The organism is Pseudomonas fluorescens group sp. PF-1 (assembly GCF_054481335.1).
Genome location: NZ_JBTMNG010000001.1, coordinates 1,714,635 through 1,738,045 on the forward strand (window position 1 = coordinate 1,714,635; position 23,411 = coordinate 1,738,045).

Annotated in this window: 16 protein-coding genes and 1 pseudogene; 7 read left to right on the forward strand and 10 right to left on the reverse strand. The window is 60.9% G+C overall.

From position 1 onward, the window contains the following. Positions 1–67 precede the first annotated feature (67 nt). Together sigX and ACX3YD_RS08210 are read left to right on the forward strand one after the other, a co-directional pair. Positions 68–658 (forward strand): RNA polymerase sigma factor SigX, encoded by a 591-nt coding sequence (gene sigX / locus ACX3YD_RS08205; protein ID WP_075949123.1) that lies wholly within the window; start codon positions 68–70, stop codon positions 656–658. A 107-nt stretch (positions 659–765) separates the two neighbouring features. Next, complete coding sequence (locus tag ACX3YD_RS08210) at positions 766–1,815, forward strand: OmpA family protein (RefSeq protein WP_103402620.1); 1,050 nt, start codon at positions 766–768, stop codon at positions 1,813–1,815. A gap of 85 nt (positions 1,816–1,900) precedes the next feature. On the opposite strand, the gene cobA is transcribed toward ACX3YD_RS08210, so the two are convergent. The 7 genes and pseudogenes from cobA to ACX3YD_RS08245 all read right to left on the reverse strand — a co-directional run bounded on the left by cobA (position 1,901) and on the right by ACX3YD_RS08245 (position 11,873). Further along, entirely contained in the window at positions 1,901–2,665 is a 765-nt protein-coding gene (gene cobA / locus ACX3YD_RS08215; RefSeq protein ID WP_458959631.1) for a uroporphyrinogen-III C-methyltransferase, read from the reverse strand. A 10-nt stretch (positions 2,666–2,675) separates the two neighbouring features. Beyond that, positions 2,676–5,393 (reverse strand): nitrate reductase, encoded by a 2,718-nt coding sequence (locus tag ACX3YD_RS08220; RefSeq protein ID WP_458959632.1) that lies wholly within the window; start codon positions 5,391–5,393, stop codon positions 2,676–2,678. A 20-nt stretch (positions 5,394–5,413) separates the two neighbouring features. Next, positions 5,414–6,649: pseudogene (locus ACX3YD_RS08225) on the reverse strand (NAD(P)/FAD-dependent oxidoreductase); the annotation flags it as partial. Between the two features lie 290 nt (positions 6,650–6,939). Next, a complete protein-coding gene (locus ACX3YD_RS08230; RefSeq protein WP_458959633.1) occupies positions 6,940–8,607 on the reverse strand; it encodes a protein kinase domain-containing protein in 1,668 nt (555 codons plus the stop codon). 7 nt (positions 8,608–8,614) lie between these two features. After that, positions 8,615–9,826 (reverse strand): nitrate/nitrite transporter, encoded by a 1,212-nt coding sequence (locus ACX3YD_RS08235; RefSeq protein WP_458959634.1) that lies wholly within the window; start codon positions 9,824–9,826, stop codon positions 8,615–8,617. A 244-nt stretch (positions 9,827–10,070) separates the two neighbouring features. Next, entirely contained in the window at positions 10,071–10,646 is a 576-nt protein-coding gene (locus ACX3YD_RS08240) for an ANTAR domain-containing response regulator (protein WP_047531484.1), read from the reverse strand. Between the two features lie 15 nt (positions 10,647–10,661). Next, complete coding sequence (locus ACX3YD_RS08245; RefSeq protein ID WP_458959635.1) at positions 10,662–11,873, reverse strand: CmpA/NrtA family ABC transporter substrate-binding protein; 1,212 nt, start codon at positions 11,871–11,873, stop codon at positions 10,662–10,664. Positions 11,874–12,102: 229 nt separating this feature from the next. On the opposite strand from ACX3YD_RS08245, the gene ACX3YD_RS08250 reads away from it, so the two are divergent. Then, complete coding sequence (locus ACX3YD_RS08250; RefSeq protein ID WP_458959636.1) at positions 12,103–13,122, forward strand: quinone-dependent dihydroorotate dehydrogenase; 1,020 nt, start codon at positions 12,103–12,105, stop codon at positions 13,120–13,122. Between the two features lie 147 nt (positions 13,123–13,269). Here the strand turns inward: ACX3YD_RS08250 and rmf are convergent, their stop codons facing one another. Then, entirely contained in the window at positions 13,270–13,485 is a 216-nt protein-coding gene (gene rmf, locus ACX3YD_RS08255; protein ID WP_003223300.1) for a ribosome modulation factor, read from the reverse strand. 530 nt (positions 13,486–14,015) lie between these two features. On the opposite strand from rmf, the gene rlmKL reads away from it, so the two are divergent. Then, the gene (gene rlmKL / locus ACX3YD_RS08260) at positions 14,016–16,286 is read left to right on the forward strand and encodes a bifunctional 23S rRNA (guanine(2069)-N(7))-methyltransferase RlmK/23S rRNA (guanine(2445)-N(2))-methyltransferase RlmL (RefSeq protein WP_103402629.1); all 2,271 of its coding nucleotides are present in this window, start codon (positions 14,016–14,018) and stop codon (positions 16,284–16,286) included. A 141-nt stretch (positions 16,287–16,427) separates the two neighbouring features. Then, a complete protein-coding gene (locus tag ACX3YD_RS08265) occupies positions 16,428–18,839 on the forward strand; it encodes a sensor domain-containing diguanylate cyclase (protein WP_103402630.1) in 2,412 nt (803 codons plus the stop codon). Between the two features lie 112 nt (positions 18,840–18,951). Here ACX3YD_RS08265 and dacB read toward each other — a convergent pair whose 3' ends face one another. Then, positions 18,952–20,412 carry a D-alanyl-D-alanine carboxypeptidase/D-alanyl-D-alanine endopeptidase gene (dacB, locus tag ACX3YD_RS08270; protein ID WP_103402631.1) on the reverse strand — a complete coding sequence of 487 codons (1,461 nt, stop codon included), beginning with the start codon at positions 20,410–20,412 and terminating at the stop codon, positions 18,952–18,954. Between the two features lie 233 nt (positions 20,413–20,645). Between dacB and ACX3YD_RS08275 the strand changes: the two genes are divergently transcribed. Continuing rightward, positions 20,646–20,990 (forward strand): YggL family protein, encoded by a 345-nt coding sequence (locus tag ACX3YD_RS08275; protein WP_007896965.1) that lies wholly within the window; start codon positions 20,646–20,648, stop codon positions 20,988–20,990. Between the two features lie 124 nt (positions 20,991–21,114). On the opposite strand, the gene ACX3YD_RS08280 is transcribed toward ACX3YD_RS08275, so the two are convergent. Continuing rightward, positions 21,115–22,308 carry a benzoate/H(+) symporter BenE family transporter gene (locus ACX3YD_RS08280; RefSeq protein ID WP_103402632.1) on the reverse strand — a complete coding sequence of 398 codons (1,194 nt, stop codon included), beginning with the start codon at positions 22,306–22,308 and terminating at the stop codon, positions 21,115–21,117. Positions 22,309–22,603: 295 nt separating this feature from the next. Here ACX3YD_RS08280 and ACX3YD_RS08285 point away from each other — a divergent pair, with 295 nt between their 5' ends. Next, positions 22,604–23,368: a GntR family transcriptional regulator gene (locus tag ACX3YD_RS08285; RefSeq protein ID WP_047531465.1), complete on the forward strand. Its 765-nt coding sequence runs from the start codon at positions 22,604–22,606 to the stop codon at positions 23,366–23,368. Positions 23,369–23,411: the final 43 nt, after the last annotated feature.

Genomic DNA, 23,411 nt, shown 5'->3' on the forward strand with positions numbered 1-23,411 from the left:
GCCGCCGCAAAATGCCCGCTGATGCTGGCTGCGGCGGACATTGACCTGACTGTCGGCCCGACTTGTTTTGAATAAAGCCCAATCGCTATCCATGCGCTACGACCCCCGCGAGCTCTCTGATGAGGAGTTGGTCGCGCGCTCGCACACCGAGCTGTTTCACGTAACGCGCGCCTATGAAGAACTGATGCGGCGTTACCAACGAACATTATTTAACGTCTGCGCACGATATCTCGGGAACGATCGCGACGCAGACGATGTCTGTCAGGAAGTGATGTTGAAGGTGCTGTATGGCTTGAAGAATTTCGAGGGCAAATCGAAGTTCAAGACATGGCTATACAGCATCACTTACAACGAATGCATCACTCAGTATCGGAAAGAACGGCGAAAGCGTCGCTTGATGGACGCCTTGAGTCTCGACCCCCTCGAGGAAGCGTCTGAAGAAAAGGCGCCGAAACCGGAGGAAAAGGGTGGACTCGATCGCTGGCTGGTGTATGTGAACCCGATTGACCGCGAAATTCTGGTGCTACGATTTGTCGCAGAGCTGGAGTTTCAGGAGATCGCAGACATCATGCACATGGGTTTGAGTGCAACAAAAATGCGGTACAAACGCGCTCTAGACAAATTACGTGAGAAATTTGCAGGTATTGCTGAAACTTAGTTCGGCGCAAATATCTCTTACGTGTAGGCAAGTTCTGATAGACTTGCCGCCGAGTTGTCCCCCGGTTTGCGGGACTGCTTCACAATCACCAGATGGGGATTTAACGGATGAAACTGAAAAACACCTTGGGCTTGGCCATTGGTACTCTTATTGCCGCCACTTCGTTCGGCGCTCTGGCACAAGGCCAAGGCGCAGTTGAAGGCGAGCTCAACTACGGGAAAAAGTACAACGACAGCGTTAACAACGTTGAAGATGGCTACACTCCTGGCGCTTCCATCGGTTACTTCTTGACCGACGACGTGTCGTTGAACGCGACCTACAACGCAGATGACTACACCCGTTCGAACAACGGCACTGGCGGTCAGAAAATCAAAGGCGACCAGTTCGGTCTGAACGCTCAGTACCACTTCAACAACGCTGGCGACGCACTGCGTCCTTACGTTCAAGGTGGTGTTAAGCACGGCAGCATGACCAACGTAGCCGCTGACGGCCACACCGGTCGTGACCAGTCGACTTTCCTGACTGCAGGCGCCGGCGTTAAGTACTACTTCCTCGAGAACTTCTTCGCCCGTGCTGGCGTAGAAGCTGACTACAAGCTGGACAACGGCAAGTGGGACTACATCCCGTCCGTAGGTCTGGGTGTGAACTTCGGTGGCGGCTCCAAGCCTGCTGCTGCTCCAGTTCCAGCACCAGCTGAAGTCTGCTCCGACAGCGACAACGATGGCGTATGCGACAACGTTGACAAGTGCCCTGACACCCCAGCCAACGTAACCGTTGACGCTGATGGTTGCCCAGCAGTTGCTGAAGTGGTTCGTGTTGAGCTGGACGTGAAATTCGACTTCGACAAGTCGGTAGTCAAGCCTAACAGCTACGGCGACATCAAAAACCTGGCTGACTTCATGAAGCAGTACCCATCCACCACCACTACTGTTGAAGGTCACACTGACAACGTCGGTCCTGACGCTTACAACCAGAAACTGTCCGAGCGTCGTGCAAACGCCGTTAAGCAAGTTCTGACCAACCAGTACGGTGTTCAGCCGTCCCGCGTTCAGTCTGTTGGCTACGGCGAATCCCGCCCAGTTGCTGACAACAAAACTGAAGCTGGCCGTGCAGTTAACCGTCGCGTAGAAGCGCAGGTTGAAGCTCAAGCTAAGTAATTAGCCCGCAGCTCTGAGAAAAGCCCGGCTCAGGCCGGGCTTTTCTTTGTCTGCGATTTGATGAAACAAGTGGCAATCCGGCAGATCAGGCGTTTTGATCGGCCACCATCGCGGGCAAGCCACGCTCCCACTGAGAAGACATTGCACAGGCCGCCACGGTGCCGATGACCAGAATGGCCGGGCTCTTGAGCTGGAAGGCGCCGGCATCTTCCTCCATCGCCGACAGGTCACTCCGACATTCCCGTTGGTGGGGCAGGGATGCGTTTTCAATCATCGCCACTGGCGTATCCGTCGCCATTCCACCGGCCAGCAACTGTTCGCGGATTTCGCCGAGCTTGGCCACCCCCATGTAGATCACCAGGGTTGTTCCGCTTTGGGCCAGCGCCTGCCAGTTCAGACGACTGCCGTCCTGGGTATGGGCAGTGACCAGTGTCACGCCGCGCGCGACACCGCGCAGGGTTAGCGGAATAGCGCATTGTGTCGCGCCCGCGAGTCCGGCCGTGATGCCATTGACCAATTCGACCTCCACCCCACGTTCACGCAACCACGTCGCCTCTTCGCCGCCGCGCCCGAAAATGCAGGGATCGCCGCCCTTGAGCCGCACCACGCATTTGCCTTGGCGCGCGTAACGCAGCATCAGTCGATGAATGAACGCCTGCGGGGTAGAGCGACATCCGCCGCGTTTGCCCACGGGGATGATGCGCGCGCCGACGCAATGCTCCAATACTGCGTCATTCACCAGGTCATCGATCAGCACGACATCGGCCTCTCTCAATGCCCGAACGGCCTTGAGGGTCAGCAATTCCGGATCGCCAGGTCCTGCGCCTACCAGCCAGACTTTTGCGTTCATAGTGTTTTCCTCACGAGGTGACCGCGACCGGTCGCGCCTTGGCGACCAGCAAACGCTTGATTTCCGGGACGCACGAGCCGCATTGCGTACCGCAGCCCAATTCTTGTTTCAGACCCTGCAAGTCCAATCCCCGGGCGATACCGGCGCAAACCGCGCTTTGGCTGACGTTCTTGCAATTGCACAGGGTTTTGTCACCGGCCGCCGACGCGCCTGCCTGACCTGGTGGCGCGCTGAGCGGCGCCAGCAACCAGCGCCGAAGTTGTTCGTCGGCCCGACCTTCCCGCCAAAGATTCAGCAGCCAGTGTTGGGCGAGGGTTTCCCCAGCCAGGCGAATGGCGGTAATTCGGCCGTGGTCGATACGGACCCGCTTGCCGATGGAGCGCTGCGGGTCGTCGTAGGCCAACACCGGACCTTCATGCAGTCCCAGGTGTTGATCGATATCCCGGAGCCATTGCGGGTCCGGTGCTGTGGCGCTGGCAGCGCGTATAAGCAACGCTGGGCGTTCACGGCCTGTTAGGCTGAGGCTTGCGTAGGAAAACGTCTCACAGAGGGGGCGTAGCGTCTCAAAATGCTGTTGTACATCGCCCTCGATCAGAGCGAACAGTCTCCAGGGCAACTGAACCGGCTCCAGGCGCACGCCACTGTGCTTGAGTTCGGGTTGCTTCGACAGCGGATCAAAGGCGGGGAGGGTGAGACTGTTCACGCCGCCCTTGAGAAAGCGATCGCCCCAATGCATGGGCAAAAACGCCTGACCGGGACGCACGTTGTCGTCGCTGCTGACCGGCACAATCACCTCGCCGCGCCGGCTTTTCAGGCTGACAAGGTCGCCTGGTTCCAGGTCATGTTGGCGCAGCTCTTGCGGATGCAGGCTCAAGACCGCTTCGCCCACGTGGCCGAACAGTTGCGCAGCGGTGCCGGTGCGACTCATGCCATGCCATTGATCACGCAAGCGGCCGGTGATCAGGGTCAGCGGGAAGTGTGCATCGCGTTGCTCCTGGGCGGCGCGGAAAGGCTCGGCGATGAATTGTGCGCGACCGTTGGCGGTCGGGAAGACGCCGTCGCCGTACAGGCGAGCGGTGCCTTCGCTGGCATTCGCGGGGAAGGGCCATTGCTGCGGGCCGATCCGATCGATCAGGCCATGGCTGATGCCGGACAAGTCGAGGTCTCGCCCGCGAGTCAGTTGTTTGAATTCATCGAAGAGCTGCGCCGGGGCTTCAAAGGCAAACAGGCTGGGTTGTCCGGGGCGTAGATATTTTTCCAGGCGCTGTGCGAAATCTACGGTGATCGCCCAATCGGGCCGCGCTTCACCGGGTGCGACGATGGCCTGGCGGACGTGGGAAATGCGTCGTTCGGAGTTGGTCACCAGGCCATCTTTTTCGCCCCAACTGGCGGCAGGTAGCAACAGGTCGGCGAATGCGGCGGTTTCGGTGGTGCGAAACGCTTCCTGCAACACCACGAACGGACAGGTTTGCAATGCAGCGCGCACGGCGTTCTGGTCCGGCATCGATTGCGCCGGGTTGGTGCAGGCGATCCACAGCGCCTTGATCTTGCCGCTGCGCACCTGCTCGAACAGTTCGATGGCAGTCAGCCCGGTATTGGCCGGAAGCTGTTCGACGCCCCAGTAAGCGGCCACTTCAGCGCGGTGTTCGGCATTGGCGGCTTCACGATGCCCGGGCAACAGGTTCGACAGACTGCCGGTTTCCCGACCGCCCATGGCATTGGGCTGACCGGTCAGGGAGAAAGGTCCTGCGCCGGGGCGGCCAATTTGTCCGGTGGCCAGATGCAGATTGATCAGCGCGCTGTTTTTGGCGCTGCCAGCGGTCGACTGATTCAACCCCATGCACCACAGGGACAGAAAACGCTCAGAGGTGCCGACCCATTCGGCGCACTGGCGCAGCTGTTCGACGCTGATCCCACACAGCTGCGCAACCATCGAAGGCGTGTAGTCGTGTACCAGATACTTGAGTTCCGTCAGACCTTGGGTGTGCGCTTTGATGAAGTCGTGGTCGACCCGGTTTTCCCACAGCAGCAAGTGCAAAATCCCATGGAACAAAGCGACATCGGTTCCCGGCAGAATCGCCAGATGCAGGTCAGCCAAATCACAGGTATCGGTGCGGCGCGGGTCGATGACGATGACTTTCATCTGCGGGCGGCGGGATTTGGCCTCCTCCAGGCGACGAAACAGCACCGGATGGGCGTAGGCCATATTGCTGCCGACGATCATCACGCAATCGCTGGATTCCAGGTCTTCGTAGCTGCAGGGCGGTGCGTCGGCGCCGAGGCTGCGTTTGTAGCCCACCACCGCTGAAGACATGCACAGCCGTGAATTGCTGTCGATGTTGTTGGTGCCCACCAGCGCTCGCGCCAGTTTGTTGAAGGCGTAGTAATCCTCCGTGAGCAACTGTCCGGAAATGTAGAACGCAACACTGTCCGGGCCATGTTCGGCGATGGTGCGGGCAAACACGCTGGCGGCGTGATCGAGGGCGGTGTCCCAGTCGGTGCGACTGCGGGCCAGGCCTTTGCCCAGGCGCAGTTCGGGATACAACGCTCGCGCGCTCAGGTCGCCGGTCAAATGCAGGGTCGAGCCCTTGCTGCACAGTTTGCCGAAGTTGGCCGGATGGGCTGGATCGCCGCTGACGCCGAGGATGCGCTCGCCGTCGTGCTCGATCAGCACGCCGCAGCCGACCCCGCAGTAACAACAGGTGGACGCAGTGATCTGGCGGTTCATCAGGCGACTTCCCGTGTCGTTCCGGCGTCACCCAAGGCCTGTTCCAGGGTGAAGGAATGGCCAAACATCAACTGGTCGCGGATTTCGCCGATGACCTGGTGCTCGAGGATTTGCCGAAAGTACCAGCCGCCGTCGGCCGTATCGCCGTACAGGCAGGCCCCGACCAGTACGTCGTCCTTGATTACCAGCTTTTTGTAGACGCCACTGATGGGGTCGGTGAGGGTGATGGTTTCGGTGCCTTCACCGCCCATGTAGTCACCGGCGGAAAACAGGTCGATGCCGGTGACTTTCAATTTGGTCGAGGTCACCGAGCCCTTGTAGGTGGCGAATCCCAGTTGTGCGAGGTGATTGGCGCAGACCTTGGCCTGGTCGAACAGCGGTGCAACCAGGCCATAGGCGATGCCGCGATGGCTGGCGCATTCGCCAATGGCGTAGACCCGTGGGTCGTAGGTTTGCAGGGTATCGTTGACCAGAATCCCGCGGCCGCAAGGGAGGCCGGATTGTTCCGCGAGTTCGATGTTGGGGCGGATTCCGGCGGCCATCACCACCAGATCGGCGGGAATGATGTCGCCGTTCTTGAACTCGACTGAGCCGACCCGGCCATTGCCGGCATCGTGCAACGCCTGGGTTTGCTCGCAGAGACGAAAGTGCAGGCCGCGGGCCTCCAGGGCATTTTGCAGTAACTGGCCGCTGGTCTTGTCCAGTTGCCGATCCAGCAACCATTTGCCGAGGTGCACGACGGTGACGTGCATGCCGCGCAGCATCAGCCCGTTGGCAGCTTCCAGCCCCAGCAGCCCGCCACCGATGACCACCGCGTGTTTATGGGTTTTGGCGGTGTCGATCATGACCTGGGTGTCGGCAATGTCGCGGTAGCCGATTACGCCCTGCAGCGTGTTGCCGGGAATCGGCAGGATGAACGGGCTGGAGCCGGTGGCGATCAACAGGCGATCGTATTCGGCCACGGTGCCGTCTTCGGCAATGACCCGGCGTCTGACCCGGTCGATTTCCACGACTCTGCGGTTGAGCAGCAACTTGATGTCGTTTTCCAGGTACCAGTCCAGGTCGTTGAGTACGATCTCTTCGAAGGTCTGCTCGCCAGCCAGCACCGGCGACAGCAGGATGCGGTTGTAGTTGGTATGGGGTTCGGCACCGAAGACCGTGATGTCGTACAGCTCGTTGCTCAGTTTCAGCAGTTCTTCGAGGGTACGAACGCCGGCCATGCCATTGCCGATCATCACCAGTTTGAGCTTTTTCATCAGGTTCTCCGGGGAACAACGACCCGCCTCATCAGGCTTTCCAGGTCGTGCTCGACAATTTCGCGCAAACAAAAAAAGGCGTCCCGCCAGTTGCCTGACGGGGACGCCTTTGTCCGGTCCCGTTCTCTCGGGAAGCGCAGTCTTCGTCGTTGAAGCCTGCACGTTATGTGTGATGGGAAGGCTAATGCAGTGGTTGTGCCAAGTCGGTCAAGTCCGTGGTTCGCGGTGTCTGCGCGCGCCCGCCCTGGGCAAACGGCGTTTTGTTGCACCGAATCAACGCGCGGCGCCCACTAATGGAGCGCCAACACCAGCAGCACCAGATTCGCCACCAGCGACATCAGCGCCAGGGTCCGCCACACCTTCAACGGCTCGCGCTCCAGTAACGGTTTGGGGCGCACGCTCAAACTGCGGCGCTCGCCCTGTTCCATCAGCAATAACCACTCTTCCGACGTTTCAAAGCGTTGATCCGGATCCGCCGCTACCGCGCGTTCCAGGGTTTGCATCAGCCATTCCGGGAGGTCGGGGCGATAGCGGCTGGCATTCACCGGAACGCCGAACCGTGGGCGTTGGAACGCTTCGATTTCGCCGTAGGGAAAATGCCCGGTGAGCAGGACATACAGGGTCACGCCGACCGAGTACAAATCCTGTTGCGCGCTCGGCGGGTCGCCGCGAAACGCTTCCGGCGCAATGTAGCTGGGGGTTCCGGGCAGCGCAGAGGGCTCGTCGAGGGACAAGCCGGGGCAATAGGCGAGCCCGAAATCGAGCAGCCGTAACTCGCCGTCGTCCCCCAGCAGCAGGTTCTCCGGTTTGATATCGCGGTGCAGTATTTGCCGCCGATGCAGCATGCCCACCGCTCGCAACAGGCGTTCGGCCAGGTCTTGCCATTGGGCCAGCGGCAGCGGCCCGACTTGCTCATGCAGCTGGGCCAGGGTCGATCCTGAATATTCGCGCATCACGTAGTACAAATGCTGACGCTGACTGGCGGCATGCACTTCGGGGAAATGACGCCCGGCTACACGCTTGAGAAACCATTCTTCCGACAACAACGCTTGCCCGGCCGGATGATCGTCGCGCAGGTGAGCGGGCAGGGTTTTCAGCAGCCAGGCCTGTCGCTGACTGTCACGCACGCGATAAAGCAGGGATTGCTGGCTCTGGCCGACGATCCCTTCGACTTGCCAGCCCTCGAATTCCTGGTCCGGTTTCAGTGCGGGCGGCAGCGGCCATTGCTGCAGTTGAATCAACGCATCGCCGATGCTGGTTTCACCCAGGGCATCGACCCGCACCAGCAAGGCGCTGGCATTGTCCTGGCTGCCGGCCAGGTGCGCGGCATTGACCAGGGTGTGTGCGGCGCTGTGCAGGTCCGGTTGGTCCCGCAGAATCGCGGCAATGGCCGTGTCGCCCAGGACCGCCCAGACCCCGTCGCTGAGCAGCACAAAGCTTTCATCAAGGCGCAATTCGCCGTCGAGGAAGTCCAGCACCAGGTGCTGATCGAGCCCCATCGCTCGTTTGAGCACATGCTGCATGCCTGGTTGGTCCCAGACATGATCCTCGCTGATGCGCTGCAACTGATCGGCATGCCAGCGATACACTCGACAATCGCCCACATGGGCCAGGGTGAAGCGCCGACCGCGCATGACCAATGCGCTGACCGTGGTCAGCAGCGGTTGTCCACCGCCGTTGGCCTGCAGCCAGCGGTTCTGCGCCAGCAGCAGGCGATCCAGCGCCTGGGCGACGCCCCAGGTTTCCGGGGTGGCGTAATAATCCAGTGCCAGTGCCTGCAGGGTGGAACGAGCGGCCAGCCCACCGTCGGCGCACTGGCTGACACCGTCGGCGATGGCGAACAGGTAACCCTTGCTCGCCGCCAGTGCCGGGGCCGGTGTGACCAGCCGCAACGCGTCCTGGTTTTCTTCGCGCGGGCCGATGGCGCTGGCTTCGGCGAAACTCAGTTGCAGGCTCATCGCCGGCTCAGACCCGTGCAGCGGTCACGGCAGCCGAACCCCAGGTGGTTCTCCAGCGACGTTTCACCCCGTGCAGGCCGAACCAGGCGAGGACGCCGAGGCTGGCGAACAACCACAGCGCCAATTGGTAGCTGCCGGTGCTTTGCTTGATCGCACCCATGCCCGCCGCCAGGGCAAAACCGCCGATGCCGCCGGCCATGCCGATCAGGCCGGTCATCACGCCGATCTCCCGACGAAAGCGCTGCGGCACCAACTGGAACACGGCGCCATTGCCCGCACCAAGGCCGAGCATGGTGCAGACGAAAAGTGCCAGCGCAGCGTAGGAACTCGGCAGGTTGAATCCGACGGCAGCAATGCAGATCGCGGCCACGGTGTACATCGCCAGCAGGGTGCGGATGCCGCCGAAACGGTCCGCCAGGGCACCGCCCAAGGGGCGCATCAGGCTGCCGCCGAACACGCAGGCGGCGGTGTAGTAGCCGGCCGTCACCGGGCTCAGGCCGTATTGATCGTTGAAATAGCCGGGCAGGGCACTGGCCAGGCCAATGAAGCCACCGAAGGTCACGCTGTAGAAAAACATGAACCACCAGCTGTCGCGGTCGCCCAGGGCCTTGAAGTAGTCGGCCATCGACTTGGCTTTCGGCCGTTCAGGCGCGTTTTTGGCCAGCCAGGCGAAAACGATCAACGACAGGATCAGTGGAATGAGGGCAAAGCCGAACACGTTGCTCCAGCCATACGCAGCCGCCAGAACCGGCGCAATCAACGCGGCAAACACCGTGCCCGAGTTACCGGCGCCGGCGATCCCCATGGCCTTGCCCTGATGCTGCGGCGGATACCATTGCGACGCCAGCGGCAGGGCCACGGCGAACGACGCACCGGCCATACCGAGGAACAGCCCCAGAACCAGGGCCTGCTCGTAGCTGTGGATGCCCAGTTTCCAGGCACCGAACAGCGCACAGATAACGATCACCTGGCCAATCAGTCCAGCGGTTTTGGGCGACAGGCGATCGGCCAGCATGCCCATGATGAAGCGCAGTACCGCACCGGCCAGAATGGGCGTGGCCACCACCAGCCCGCGCTGTTGTGTGGTCAGGTGCAGGTCGGCGGCGATTTGCACGGCCAGTGGGCCAAGCAGGTACCACACCATGAAGCTCAGATCGAAATAGAGGAAGGCTGCGAACAGGGTCGGGGTATGGCCGGATTTCCAGAAGCTTGAATTCATCGCGCACCTCAGCTGATAGGAGTCTCGAACGGGAGTCATGCAGGTGGGGCGCCTTGAGGGCTGCACCACCCGCCCCGGGCAATGGGGCCAAAAACAAAAAAAACGCCGCCACCTGATTCGCCTTGGGGCAAATGAGGTGAGCGACGTCTTTGTCGTAGGTGGGGCAACCGCCGTTGGTTACCTGTGGAGATTACTTAGCGAGATCTATGCCAATACCGTGAAACCGAGTGAAGGCAGCAGGGTTTCAGCCCAGCAGTTCACTCATGGCGATGATCTGCTCCGCCACCTGAATCAGCTTCTGCTGGCGGCTCATGGCCTGGCGGCGCATCAAGGTGTAGGCCTCTTCTTCGTTGCAGTCCTTCATTTTCATCAGCAGCCCTTTGGCCAACTCGATGCGCTTGCGCTCGGCGAGCTGCTGGTCGCGGGCGTGCAGTTGCGCGCGCAGGGCCTGGTCGCTTTCGAAGCGCGCCATGGCCACGTCGAGAATCGGCTGCAGGCGTTGCGCGTGAATGCCTTCGACGATGTAGGCACTGACCCCGGACTTGATCGCCTGGCGCATCACATCCGGGTCGTGTTCGTCGGTGAACATCACGATCGGGCGTGGTTGGTCGCGACTGACCAGCACCACTTGCTCCATCACATCGCGGCCCGGTGACTCGGTATCGATCAGAATCACATCCGGACGCACCGTTTCGACGCGCCCGGGCAGGTCGATGGTCAATCCTGATTCGTCGATTACCTCGAAGCCGGCCTCGGTCAGTGCCGCCTTCAGGCGTCCGACTTTTTTTGCGGTGTCGTTGATCAGCAGAATACGCAACATGTTCGCAGTCTCCTGTCAGCGGTTGGCTAATCGATGCGAGCTATTGCTCATGGCGTGCAGCTTGAAACTGCGGGCATAACCGGCAGGGTCCGAGCCGTCCCAGACCTTGCCGTCGATCAACTGGCTGCTGCGCATCTCGTTACCCAGTGCGGCGACGCCGACGGCGCTGGCGGCCTCACGATACAGGTCCAGTTGTTGCACCTGGCGGGCCACCGCCAGGTAGTCCGGATCGTCGCGCAACAGGCCCCAGCGACGGAACTGGGTCATGAACCACATGCCATCGGACAGGTACGGCAGATTGACCTCGCCCCCACCGTGGAAGCGCAGGGCGTGCGGATCCTGCCAGCGATTGCCGAGACCGTCGTCGTAGTCGCCCAGCAAACGCGGCTCGATGCATTCGAGCGGCGCATCGAGGTATTGCGCGGCACTGAGCAATTGCGCGGTGCTGCGACGATTTTCAGTGCTTTCTTCGATAAAACGACTCGCCTGCAGAATCGCCATCACCAATGCGCGGGCGGTGTTCGGGTATTGCTCGACGAACGCGCGGGTGCAGCCCAGGACTTTTTCCGGGTGATCGGGCCAGATGGTCTGGGTGGTCGCCATGGTGAATCCAAGGTTCTGTTGCACCGCGCTGGCCGACCAGGGCTCGCCGACGCAGAAACCGTCGATCCGTCCCGCTTGCAGGTGCGCAACCATTTGCGGCGGCGGCACCACTACGCTCTCGACGTCCTGCAACGGGTGAATGCCCTGGCTGGCGAGCCAGTAATACAGCCACATGGCGTGGGTGCCGGTGGGGAAGGTCTGGGCGAAGGTGAGTTTTGGGCGACTTTGGTGCACGTGCCGGTCCAGTGCTTCAGGACTGGTCACACCCAGCGCTTGCAGGCCGTGGGAGAGGTTGATGCTCTGGCCGTTCTGGTTCAGCCCCATCAGTACGCCCATGTCTGTTGGCGCCACTCCGCCGATGCCCAGGTGCACGGCGTAGATCAGGCCGTAGAGGCTATGGGCGGCATCGAGTTCACCGCTGACCAGTTTGTCCCGCAGGTTGGCCCAGGATGACTGGCGCTTGAGGTTCAAGGTCAGGCCATAGGGCTGGGCGAAGCCCTGGGTGGCGGCGACGACGACTGACGCGCAGTCGCTCAGGGCCATGAAGCCGAGGTTGATTTCGGACTTTTCCGGGGCATCGCTGCCATTGACCCAGGCCAGCGGGCCGGCTGATGGTTCGTTCATCGCGTCTTCACCTTGCAAAAAAAAGCGTCGTCCCGCGTCCTTGCACGCGCAAGGGCGGATGACGACGCCATTGTCCTGGCACTCATCCCGCCGTTGGCATGGGTGCTGATGTCAGGATCGGTGCAAGGCATATGCCATCGTCCGTTGATTGAATCGCGCGCCTCGCCTGCGGGCCGCTTGCCCGGCTATAATCGCCGCCACTTTTCATAGCCCAGAGTCAAACCCGCCCATGTACACCCTGGCCCGTCAGCTGTTGTTCAAACTTTCCCCGGAAACCTCCCACGATCTGTCCCTGGACCTGATCGGCGCGGGCGGGCGTCTGGGGCTCAACGGCTTGTTGTGCAAGGCCCCGGCGAAGGTGCCGGTGACGGTCATGGGCCTGGACTTTCCGAACCCGGTGGGACTGGCGGCCGGTCTGGACAAGAACGGCGCGGCCATCGACGGTTTTGCTCAGCTGGGTTTTGGCTTTGTTGAAATCGGCACCGTCACCCCGCGTCCACAACCGGGTAACCCGAAGCCACGCCTGTTCCGCCTGCCGGAAGCCGAGGCGATCATCAATCGCATGGGCTTCAACAACCTCGGCGTCGATCACCTGCTGGCCCGCGTTGCTGCGTCCAAGTACAAAGGTGTGCTGGGCATCAACATCGGCAAGAACTTCGATACTCCGGTCGAGCGCGCGGTCGACGATTACCTGATTTGCCTGGACAAGGTTTACGCCCATGCCAGCTATGTGACGGTCAACGTCAGCTCGCCGAACACGCCGGGGCTGCGCAGCCTGCAATTCGGTGACTCGCTCAAGCAACTGCTGGCCGACCTGGCCACGCGCCGCGCGGAACTGGCGCTGCGCCACGGCAAACACGTGCCCCTGGCGATCAAGATCGCGCCGGACATGAGCGACGAAGAAACCGCGCAGGTCGCGCAAGCGTTGATCGATACCGGGATGGACGCGGTCATCGCCACCAACACCACCTTGAGCCGCATAGGCGTCGAAGGCATGGAGCATGGTGACGAGGCGGGTGGTTTGTCCGGTGCACCGGTTCGCGACAAGAGCACCCACACCGTGAAAGTACTGGCGGCCGAATTGGGTGGTCGCTTGCCGATCATCGCGGCGGGCGGCATCACCGAAGGCAAGCACGCGGCGGAAAAAATCACCGCAGGGGCGAGCCTGGTGCAGATTTACTCGGGCTTCATCTATAAAGGGCCGGCACTGATTCGTGAGTCGGTAGACGCCATCGCAGCCCTGCGTTAATCCCTGTGGGTATGCCGATGAGTTTTGAACCGACATAAAAAAGGGCTCCTTTAAGGAGCCCCTGGGCCGGAGCCCGCCGTCCGGATGGGACGTGCGTGGTTAATGGGTTGCGTAATCAGATTTTCGTGTCGGAGTGTGTGCCCTGTATTAGCCGACGGCGTGAAGTTCGTTGAGTCTGTGGATTCCCGCAGTGCCGGTCATACCGTCCCAGTTGTCGCCGCGTCCTTCTCGCCAGCCGTTGATCCAGGCTTGGCGTACCGACGGTAGAGTAAATGGGCAAAGCTCACGGGATTTGCCACCAACGCCATATTGATATCCGCGCAAAAACGCTCTTTCCAACGGATCACGCTTAAGTCTTCTCATAGGGTGTAGCCCTCACTTGTTGACTGTTTTCATCGCGTCGACCTCAATCGAGGTCAGGCAGAAAAACTCTGCCGTTGGGGGCTCGCTGCCGGCGTGGCGAGCCAAGGTGTTGGCGTCGTTGCGGCGCCAACCTGAGTTGAGTTCTAACCAATGCGTCACATCGAGGGAATGATCGTTTTGTCATAAGGACGTAACGATAAAGATGCTATGGCCATAAGTAACACGATGTTCGTGGCGTATTTATTGACCAAAGCCCTGTATGATCGGCCCCCCGCAGGATGCCGGGGTTAGTCCTTTGGTGAGAATGTCTCGCGTTGCAGTGCGGGATTATTCGACGAAGGGTCGACTTGTGACATTTTGTTGCATCAACTTTTTTATCTGTCCTTGCATCTAAGCTCATTTAACCCGAGCAGCAGGGGTGGAATGGCACACCTTCGTGCCACGCGGGCGCTCTTCGAGAAAAGCGCCTGATTGAAAACCGGGCCGGCAATGCGTTGCCGGCTCACTCAGCTAAAGGCTCTGGAACTCCCATGTCCGATCGTTTCGAACTCTTCCTCACTTGCCCCAAAGGCCTTGAAGGCCTGCTCATCGAGGAAGCCGTCGGGCTTGGCCTTGAGGACGCTCGTGAGCACACCTCTGCCGTGCGCGGCATGGCCACCATGGAAACCGCTTATCGCCTGTGCCTGTGGTCGCGCCTGGCGAACCGCGTGCTGCTGGTGCTCAAGCGTTTCCCGATGAAGGACGCCGAAGACCTCTATCACGGCGTGCTCGATATCGAGTGGCAAGACCACATGCTCAACGACGGCACCCTGGCCGTCGAGTTCAGCGGTCACGGCTCGGGCATCGACAACACTCACTTCGGTGCCTTGAAGGTCAAGGACGCCATCGTCGACAAACTGCGCACTCCGCAGGGTGATCGCCCGTCCATCGACAAGCTCAACCCGGACCTGCGCATCCACCTGCGCCTGGACCGTGGCGAAGCGATCCTCTCCCTCGACCTGTCCGGCCACAGCCTGCACCAGCGCGGCTACCGCCTGCAGCAGGGCGCGGCGCCGCTGAAGGAAAACCTTGCGGCCGCCATCCTGATCCGTTCCGGCTGGCCACGCATCGCGGCCGAAGGCGGCGCGTTGGCGGACCCAATGTGCGGTGTCGGTACATTCCTTGTCGAAGCGGCAATGATCGCCGCCGACATGGCGCCGAACCTGCGCCGCGAGCAGTGGGGCTTCACCGCGTGGCTCGGCCACGTGCCGGCGTTGTGGAAAAAACTGCATGAAGAAGCCGTCGAGCGTGCGGCGGCCGGTCTGGCCAAGCCACCGCTGTGGATTCGCGGTTACGAAGCCGACCCGCGCCTGATTCAGCCGGGCCGCAACAACGTCGAGCGTGCCGGCCTGAGCGAGTGGATCAAGATCTACCAGGGCGAAGTCGCGACCTTCGAGCCGCGCCCGGACCAGAACCAGAAAGGCCTGGTGATCTGCAACCCACCGTACGGCGAGCGTCTGGGCGACGAGGCGAGCCTGCTCTACCTCTACCAGAACCTCGGCGAACGCCTGCGTCAGGCTTGCCTGAACTGGGAAGCGGCCGTGTTCACCGGCGCGCCGGACCTGGGCAAGCGCATGGGCATCCGCAGCCACAAGCAGTATTCGTTCTGGAACGGCGCCTTGCCATGCAAACTGCTGCTGATCAAGGTGCTGCCGGACCAGTTCGTCACCGGCGAGCGCCGCACTCCGGAACAGCGTCAGGCCGAGCGTGAGCAAGCGGTCTACGATCAGGCACCGACCGAGCCGCAAGAGCGCAAGTACAACAAAAACGGCAATCCGATCAAACCGGCGCCGGCACCGGCGCCGGTGATCGAGCAGCCACGCCTGAGCGAAGGCGGGCAGATGTTTGCCAACCGCCTGCAAAAAAACCTCAAGGCGCTGGGCAAGTGGGTCAAGCGTGAGGGCATCGATTGCTACCGCGTCTACGATGCCGACATGCCGGAATACTCCATGGCCATCGACCTGTATCACGATTGGGTCCACGTTCAGGAATACGCCGCGCCGAAATCCATCGACCCGGAAAAGGCGTCGGCGCGCATGTTCGATGCCCTGGCGGCGATTCCGCAGGCCTTGAACATCGACAAGAGTCGCGTGGTGGTCAAGCGTCGCGAGCGTCAGAGCGGCACCAAACAGTACGAACGTCAGGCTGCGCAGGGCAAGTTCGTCGAGGTCAATGAAGGCGGTGTGAAGCTGCTGGTGAACCTGACCGATTACCTCGACACCGGCCTGTTCCTCGATCACCGGCCGATGCGCATGCGCATTCAGAAAGAGGCCGCCGGCAAGCGCTTCCTCAACCTGTTCTGCTACACCGCGACGGCCAGTGTTCATGCGGCCAAGGGCGGCGCGCGCAGCACCACCAGCGTTGATCTGTCGAAAACCTATCTGGACTGGGCGCGCCGCAACCTGTCGCTGAACGGTTTTTCCGACAAGAACCGCCTGGAGCAGGGCGATGTGATGGCCTGGCTGGAAAATGCTCGCGAAGAGTACGACCTGATCTTCATCGACCCGCCGACCTTCTCCAACTCCAAGCGCATGGAAGGGATCTTCGACGTGCAACGTGACCAGGTGCAGTTGATTGACCTGGCCATGGCACGTCTGGCGGCAGGCGGGGTGCTGTACTTCTCCAACAACTTCCGCAAGTTCGAGCTGGAACCCAACCTCAGCGAGCGTTATGCGGTCGAGGAAATCACCGCCCAGACCATCGATCCGGATTTTGCCCGTAACGGCAAGATCCATCGTGCCTGGAAAATCACGGCCCGCTGACACCGGGAAGATTGGATCCACAGAGCCTTGATTTTTAAAGGCTCTTGGATTCCTTCCGCACTGGTCAAATTAGTGGCTAATAGCTATAACTCCTCTCACGGCCAAAGGGCTTTCCTGCACCTGGCGTTTTGAGTTGCGTTTATGTCGTTGCACGCCGTGCGCCCAAAGATCCTGGGTTTTATCAGCGAAGACGTGTCGGCCTGGCTGGTCGCGCTGCTGGTATTGCTCGTCGGCGGGGTCCTCACCGGGTTGCTCGCCTGGTCGACCCTGAACCTGTTTCACCATCAACTGCGGCAACGTTTCCAACTGCTGGCCAGTGAGCGTTACAGCCGTATCGAAGAACGTTTTGAAGACCAGGAGCAGCGCCTCGATGGCCTGCGCCGGTTCTTTGCCAATTCCGATGCAATCTCCCGTGAAGAATTCAACGGCTATACACAGCCTCTGTTACGCCGTACCCAAGCCTATTCGTTCGCCGAACGCATCAGTGGCGATCAGCGGGCGGCGTTCGAGCGTCGGGTGCGGGATGAGGGCCTGACGAATTTCACAGTGCGTGAGCTCACCGCCGACGGCCAACTGCAACTGGCCGGCGAGCGTGATGAGTACGTGCCGGTACTGTACAGCCAGACACAAAGCAAACTTGGGTCGCCGCTTGGCTACGACTTGCTGGCCCAGCCCTTGCGGCGCGCAACCCTGGAACGGGCCGACCAGCATCGGGGCATGGCTGTGTCGCAACCGATGCATCTGGTCAGTATCGAGCCGGCTTATGCGCGGGGCGTGCTGCTGGTCGCGCCTGTCATGTCGCGCGATGACCCCGATGCAGCGAAGAACAAACCCTTTGGTTATGTCATGGCGGTGATCAGCATGCGCCAGTTGCTGGCCGACGGGTTGCCAGAGGCCGGGCGTGACTATCTCTCGGTACGCATTCTCGACTTATCCACAGACGATCAGCACGAAGTGCTGTTTGAGTCACCCAATGCACCGGCCCTCAGTGAACTGTCGTCGACTCGCCTGGTGCGCCTGGCTGATCATGATTATCAGGTTGATATCCAGCCCAGCGAGGCCTTCCTGCAGGCCAACCATTCGTCGGTGACCTCGTTGGTGGTGCTCGGCGGTTTGCTCAGTGTGTTGCTCAGTGCCTTGCTTTATGTGCTGGTCAGTCAGCGTCAGCGCGCGTTGAAGCTGGTCGATCAGCGGACCGAGGAACTGCGCGCTCGCGAGCAGGAATTACGCGGCACCCACGGCCAGCTGCGCGGCGTGTTGAATGCCGCGACCCAGGTAGCGATCATCGCCACGGACTTGCGTGGGGTCATCAGCACCTTCAATGCCGGCGCCGAACAGATGCTCGGCTACCGCGCTGCCGAAGTGGTGGGGCACATGACCCTGGAAAACCTGCACCTGCCCCGCGAGCTCGCTGCACGTTCGGCAGAGTTGAGTGCGCGTTATGGCAAACCGGTGCCGACCTGCCAGGCGATGCTGGTCGAGGGCAGCGTGGAAGGCAGTGTGGAGGGCGGCCATGAAGGGCGGGAATGGACGCTGGTGCGTGGCGATGGCAGCTATTTGATGGTCAACATGCTGGCGACCCCGGTGCTCGACGAGCAGGGTTTGTGGGTCGGACACCTGGCCATTTGCATCGACATCACTGAACGCAAACGCGTGCATGAGGCGCTGGCCGCTCGCGACTTGCTGTTGAAGAAACTCAGCGCCCATGTCCCCGGCGGGATCTACCAGTTCAAGATGGAGTTCGACGGACGCTTCAGTGTGATTTACGCCAGCGACGGTATCCGCGAGATCTACGAGCTCGATCCGGACGTTCTGTTGCTCAACGCCGAAGCGATGTTCACGCGGATTCACCCCCAGGACACCACTCGGGTTCGTGCGTCGATACGCGCCTCTGCCGACACCCTCAGCCCCTGGCGTGAAGAGTACCGGGTGCAGCTTCCCCAGCGTGGCCTGCGCTGGGTGCGCGGCGAGGCGACCCCGGAGGAACTGCCCGGCGGTGGCGTACTCTGGCATGGCTATATCTCGGACATTTCCGATTTGAAACGGGTGGAGGAGGAGCTTCGGGCGCTGTCGGTCACCGACTCCCTGACCGGTATCCACAACCGCCGCTATTTCCAGGAACGCCTGACCAGCGAGATGGCCCGGGTCGAGCGCGGCAGTGGAGAACTTTCGGTGATCATGCTCGACATCGACCACTTCAAGCGCATCAATGACCAATATGGTCACGCGGTGGGCGACCGGGTATTGCAGGCCGTGTGCGAGCGCATCGGCCAGCGGCTGCGTCGCACGGATGTGTTCTGTCGACTGGGTGGCGAGGAGTTCATGGTGCTTTGCCCGGATATTGGCAGCGCACAGGCCTATTTGCTGGCGGTGGAGTTGTGGCAAAGCTTGCGCAGTGCACCGATCGATGGCGTGGGGGTCGTCACGGCGAGTTTCGGGATTGCCAGCTGGCGGGTGGGTGAGGGCGCGGATGCGCTGTTGCTGCGGGCGGACTCGGGGGTCTATGTGGCAAAGCTTGAAGGTCGGGATCGGGTGCAGGGCGAGGCGGACTGACCGACGCAATCCCTGTAGGAGCCAGCCTGCTGGCGATGGTGCATCAGCTACAGAGTTGTAGACTGACACACCATCGCCAGCAGGCTGGTTCCTACACGGGTTTTGCCGTGTCTTACAGAACCGAAGCGGTCTGCGCCACTTTCGGCTGGCGGTACAGGTCCAGCAGTACCTGATCGAGCACCGACGAGGCACCGAACGGAGCCTTGTCGTTGAGGATCGCCACCACCGCCCAGGTATTGCCATTGATATCGCGGCTGAAGCCGGCGATCGCGCGCACTGTGTTCAGGGTGCCGGTCTTGACGTGGGCTTCACCGCGCATCGCGGTGGTTTTCAGGCGTTTGCGCATGGTGCCGTCGGTGCCGGCAATCGGCATCGAACTGATGTACTCGGCGGCGTAAGGGCTGTGCCACGCGGCTTGCAGCATTGACGCCATTTCCCGGGCGCTGACCCGCTCGGCGCGTGACAGACCGGAGCCGTTCTCCATCACCAGGTGCGGCGCGGTGATGCCTTTCCTCGCCAGCCACTGACGTACCACGCGCTGGGCAGCCTTGGCATCGTCGGCATCGGCGTCGGTGCGGAATTTCTGGCCCAGGCTCAGGAACAGCTGCTGAGCCATGGTGTTGTTACTGTATTTATTGATGTCGCGGATGATCTCCGCCAGGTCCGGCGAGAATGCCCGTGCCAGCACCTTGGCATCCTTGGGCGTTGGTGCCAGGACATCCCTGCCCTGAATGCTGCCACCCAGTTCTTTCCAGATCGCGCGCACGGCGCCAGCGGTGTAGGTCGCGTGATCGAGCAGCGACAGATAAGTCTGCGAGCTGCAGCCTTCGCCCAGTTGGCCACCCACGGTCACGGTCACGCTGCCATCGGCCTGGGGCACCGGGTTGTAGCGCACGCCGCCAGTGCATTGCTTGGAATTGATGGCCTTGACCTGATTGTCGATGCGGATGCTGGCAATTGGCGGTTCCACCGAAACCAGCACTTTGCCGGAGTCGTTGCGCGCGACGAATCGCAGGGCCTTGAGGTTGACCAGCAGTGCATCAGGCTTGACCAGGAATGGCTTGTTTTCGTCATTACCGTCGTCGTTGAACTCTGGCAGTTGCGGTTGCACGAAAAAGTTCTTGTCCAGCACCAGGTCGCCGGTGACCTGGGTGACGCCATTGGCGCGCAGGTCGCGCATCAGCAGCCAGAGTTTTTCCATGTTCAGCTTCGGATCGCCGCCACCCTTGAGGTAGAGGTTGCCATTGAGGATGCCGCCGCTGAGGGTGCCGTCAGTGTAGAACTCGGTTTTCCACTGATGGTTCGGGCCGAGCATTTCCAGGGCCGCATAGGTGGTGACCAGCTTCATGGTCGAGGCCGGGTTGACCGACACATCGGCGTTGAAAACGGTCGGGGTGCCGGGGCCGGTCAGTGGAATCATCACCAGCGACAGGGCGTTGTCCTGCAATTTGCTGGCCTTTAGGGCCTTTTCAACGTTGGGCGATAACGCGGTATTGATGGGATCAGCGGAAACAGGGAGGGCCAGGGGAAGGAGAAGGCCGGCCAGCAGTAATGGACGCAACGATTTGATCATTTGAAATAAAACCCTACAGCCGAGGGGAAAAGACGAGGGCATGAAGATAAATTCCCTCAGTGGTCATGAAAGTGTCGGCATTATGCCCCAAGGTGTCGTGGCTTGTGCCGTGCCTGACCCTTCTAATCCGCTATTTTTTTACCGGGCGGTAGGGCTGGCGCCGTTCAGAGGCGAGTAATCGGCCGCTTAAACTGCTAAAGTGCCGCCCGTTATTACTTAAGAGGATTGTTCCAATGGCGACTAACCGTTCCCAGCGTCTGCGCAAAAAACTGTGCGTCGATGAATTTCAAGAGCTGGGTTTCGAACTGAACCTGGATTTCAAAGAAGATTTGGCTGATGAAGCCATTGATGCTTTCCTCGACGCGTTCCTCAAAGAAGCCATGGAAGCCAACGGTCTTGGCTATGTTGGCGGCGACGACTTCGGTCTGGTATGCCTGCAGAAGCGTGGCTCGGTGTCCGAAGAGCAGCGTGCTGCTGTTGAAGCCTGGCTGAAAGGCCGCAGTGAACTGACCGAAGCGACTGTCAGCCCGCTGATCGACGTCTGGTACCCGGAAAAGCCGATCAATCCGGTAGCTTGATGTTCAGAAAAACGGCGACCCATGGGTCGCCGTTTTTTTTGTAAGAGTCGCGATGACCTGAAAGCTTCGCGGGGCGTCATGTTTCCAGCGTTATCGTTGACGACCATCGCGAGCAAGCTCGCTCCTACAGGGCCTTGCGCCAGTTCAGAATCATCAGCGTCACCACCCCCGCGACAATCCCCCAAAATGCCGAGCCAATGGAAAACAGCGTCAGCCCCGATGCCGTGACCATGAAGGTGATCAGTGCCGCCTCCCGTTCCTTGACCTCACTCATGGCGATGCTCAGACCATTGATGATCGAGCCGAACAACGCCAGCGCGGCAATCGACAGCACCAGTTCCTTGGGCAATGCGGCAAACAGGGCGGCCAGCGTCGCACCGAACACCCCGGCGATCCCGTAGAAAACCCCGCACCAAACGGCTGCCGTGTAGCGCTTGTTGCGGTCCTCATGGGCGTGTGGCCCGGTGCAGATCGCTGCGCTGATGGCGGCGAGGTTGATCCCGTGGGAGCCGAAGGGTGCCAGCAGCAAGGAAGCGATGCCAGTGGTGGTGATCAGCGGTGAGGCCGGCACGGTGTAGCCGTCGGCGCGCAGTACGGCGATGCCGGGCATGTTCTGCGACGTCATTGCCACGACGAACAGCGGAATGCCGATGCTGATGGTCGCGGCCAGGGAGAAGTGCGGGGTGGTCCAGACCGGTGTCGCCACTTCCAGGTGGAATCCGCTGAAATCCAGCAACCCCATCAACCCCGACAACGCAGTACCGATCAGCAGCGCGGCCAACACGGCATAACGGGGCGACAGGCGCTTAACCACCAGATAGGTGAAGAACATGCCCAGCACCAGCGCCGTGCGATGCTGCGCGGCGACGAAAATCTCGCTGCCGATCTTGAACAGAATCCCGGCCAGCAACGCGGCGGCCAACGACGCCGGGATCTTTTTCACCAGGCGCTCGAAGCTGCCGGTCAGCCCGCAAATCGTCACCAGTACCGCGCAGGTTATGTAGGCACCAATGGCTTCGCCATAGCTCACGCCGCCAAGGCTGGTGATCAGCAACGCCGCCCCGGGGGTCGACCAGGCGATGGTAATCGGCGTGCGATAGCGCAGGGACAGACCGATGGAACACACCGCCATGCCGATGGAAATCGCCCAGATCCACGACGAAATCTGCCCGCTGGTCAGGCCGGCCGCTTGCCCGGCCTGGAACATCAGCACCAGGGAGCTGGTATAGCCGGTCATCATGGCGATGAAACCGGCGACGATGGCCGAAGGCGATGTATCGGCCCATGGGCGCAGTTGCGTGTGTGTGGCGTCGTTCATGACGGTGGTGTTCCCTGTTCTGATAAAGATGTCCGCCACACCACAATTCCCTTGTGGGAGCCAGCAGGCTCGCTCCCACAAGAATTCTATGCAAAAGGCGGATTCTGCGATTAAGCCTAAACTCAAACGTAACCAACCGTTGCAATACAGCGGAAGCAACAAACAGCCATACAGTCGTGTTGCCACTATCCATTGTGTACAATCACAGCGTTTTTTACGCGATACTTGCCAGCGACCCACTGTGCCGTATTACAGTCACGGTCAATTCGCCGCAGTTCTCCCGACTCGAGTGCCCATGAACGAACAGTTGCAGCCCCTCAAGAAACAACCGCGAGCAGGCAAAGCCGGCCGCAGCGGTACCCAGGACGATATTGTCTATGCGCATATCTTCGAGGCGATCCTCGAACAGCGTCTGGCGCCCGGCACCAAGTTGAGCGAAGAAGCGCTGGGGGAAATTTTCGGGGTCAGCCGCACCATCATTCGCCGTGCGCTGTCGCGCCTGGCTCATGAAGGTGTGGTGCTGCTGCGTCCGAATCGCGGCGCGGTGGTGGCCAGCCCGAGTGTCGAAGAGGCGCGCCAGGTGTTCATGGCCCGGCGTCTGGTAGAGCGCGCCATCACCGAGCTGGCGGTGCAGCACGCCACTGCCGAGCAGATCGCCGAATTGCGTCAGATGGTCAACGACGAGCGCGACAGCTTCTCCCGTGGCGATCGCGGTGCGGGCATCCGCCTGTCGGGCGAATTCCACCTGAAACTGGCCGAAGCGGCGAAAAACGCGCCGCTGATCAGCTTCCAGCGCAGCCTGGTGTCCCAGACTTCGCTGATCATCGCCCAATACGAAAGCGGCAACCGTTCCCACTGCTCCTACGACGAGCACACCCAGTTGATCGACGCCATCGAGGCGCGCAACGGTGAGCTGGCGGTGGACCTGATGATGCATCACATGGATCACATCGACAGCAAGCTCAACCTTGACGAAGAAAGTGCGTCGGATGACTTGCACGCCGTGTTTTCGCATTTGTTGCAGACCAAGAAACCGGGACGTTCACCAGCGAAAATCTGACGGACCGCGTCGCCTCTATCGCTGGCAAGCCAGCTCCCACAAT